This is a genomic window from Shewanella sp. SM32, from assembly GCF_025654235.1.
Lineage (GTDB): Bacteria > Pseudomonadota > Gammaproteobacteria > Enterobacterales > Shewanellaceae > Shewanella > Shewanella oncorhynchi.
Genome location: NZ_JAKKRO010000138.1, coordinates 1 through 2,025, shown reverse-complemented (window position 1 = coordinate 2,025; position 2,025 = coordinate 1). Strand labels below are relative to the sequence as shown.

Here is a 2,025-nt window from a genome sequence, read left to right as displayed (position 1 = left end):
GATGGAAAGCAGCCAAGCATTAGCGGGTCATAGCGTAGAGGATGCCAATGCGGCGGCGAAAGCCCTTGAAGAGATTACGCAAGCGGTCAACGTGATTTCAGATATGGCAGGCCAAATTGCTACCGCAGCGGAAGAACAGACTCAAGTGACGGGTGAAATAACCCAGAATACGGTTGCGATTAAAGATGTGACCGATGAGATTACCGCATCGGCCATGGCAGATTTGGCACAGGCGAGGGGCTTAAAAGCYCGSGCTAATGACCTGAATGCGCAAGTCGCGACATTTATTCTTTAGTTTCCTTAACTCGATTTTTTGAATAATAGATATTTAAGTAAATTTCAAACGTAGGTTTACAATAGCTAATAGTTTTCCTCCGCGCCTTAGGCGGCGCGAAGGTATTACTTTTTAAGATTGTTTGTGATGATACAATAATGAGTTAATTATACCTTTATTTAAAGGTACCATTCTGTTTATTTTTTATAATATCTTAAAATCACTTAATAACTGTTTTAACTTGAAGTTTTTAGTTGCATTTAATTCTTAGTTGTTTGCATTAATATGCATTGCTAAGCCTGTTTAATGTTTTGTGCTTATTTAAATTTGGCTAATTTAGTTTGTTTGTTAAGATTAAATTTTATTTTTAATTTATTTATCTTTCATGGTCAACGTGAAATAATTCATTTTTACGTTTCTAAGTAAGCTCACTGCTGCTAAAAATAGCTGTTGTTATATTTAGTCGGTATGGTTATCAGGTCTTTATTTGTGAAAAATATATTATGAAATCATTTTCATTAAGGCAGAAAATTCTTTTTTCCGTTATTCTTGCTCTTTCATCTGTCATATTATTATTATCTTGGCAGAGTTATTCAAGTCAGAAGAAAGTCTTACTAGATGTGAATTTAGAGCAGGCTCAACGACTTGGTGAGCAGCAAGCGCTACTTATCAGTGAGTGGCTCGTAAGCCGTCAGCAAATTGTTAAAGGAATCGGTGGGCAGTTGAGTCATGACATTGTGCAAGCAATGAAACAGGCTAAGCAATCGGGAGGGTTTGAATCGACATATTTTGGTGAGTCAAACGGTAATATGAGAGACTCAGAGCCAGCAACTGACTATTCAAATTATGATCCTCGTACAAGGTCATGGTATCAAGAGGCAATGCAAGCTGGAGGAAATATAATAACCCAGCCATATCTCGACATTCCTCTCCGTATTTTAGTTGTTACTTTGGCCGAGCCTGTTGCAGGCGGAGTTATTGCTGGAGATCTATCGATTAGTAATCTTATCGAAGAGGTCAACCGCATGAAGTTACCGGCAAACGGTTATGCCATCATGATGCACAAAGACGGCACAGTGATCGCTTATAAAGATCAAGCTAAGACGATGAAACCTATAGCTGAAATCGATAACGAGCTTAATCGCAACTTACCAGAACAAAGCCGTGCAGCGGGCACTCTGTTGCCTATGTATTTTGAAAATGAAGGACGTGAAAAATTAGTCTGGAGCGTTGATATCCCTAATACAGATTGGGAATTAGTGTTAGTGCTTGATAAGGAAACGCTAGAGTCGCCACTGTCGAGCTTGTTACTCACTCAGTTTGGGCTTTCTGCACTCGTGTTGATCTTAAGTGTATTAGCCATTTCTTGGCTAGTAAGTGTCTTGCTGGGTCCATTGAGCCGAGTATCGCAGGCACTGGCGCGTATTGCCGATGGCAATGGTGATTTAACTCAGCGTATTTCAGTCGACACTCAAGATGAAGTGGGCGTGCTTGCCGACAGCTTTAACCGCTTTGTGGGCAGTCAACATCAGCTGATCAGCCATATTCGCCAATTAGCGAATGAGTTAGATGCCGATGCTGAACGTAGTCTTGCCACCACGCAAACTTCAGTTGCGGAGTTACAACGTCAGCAGCAAGAAGTCGCTATGGTCGCGACTGCGGTAACTGAAATGGCGAGTGCGACTAATGAGATTGCAGCCAATGCTGAGAACACGGCAACAGCGGCTCAACAGTCTGCAGCGAGCAGTTTA

At 41.3% G+C, this 2,025-nt stretch carries 1 protein-coding gene and 1 pseudogene; both read left to right on the top strand.

Features of this window, described 5'->3' with window-relative positions:
- Positions 1–295 (top strand): annotated as a pseudogene (locus L5M10_RS23700) (chemotaxis protein); the annotation flags it as partial.
- Positions 296–777: 482 nt separating this feature from the next.
- Positions 778–2,025: methyl-accepting chemotaxis protein (locus L5M10_RS23695; protein ID WP_263256082.1), on the top strand; the 1,248-nt coding region annotated here is incomplete at its 3' end.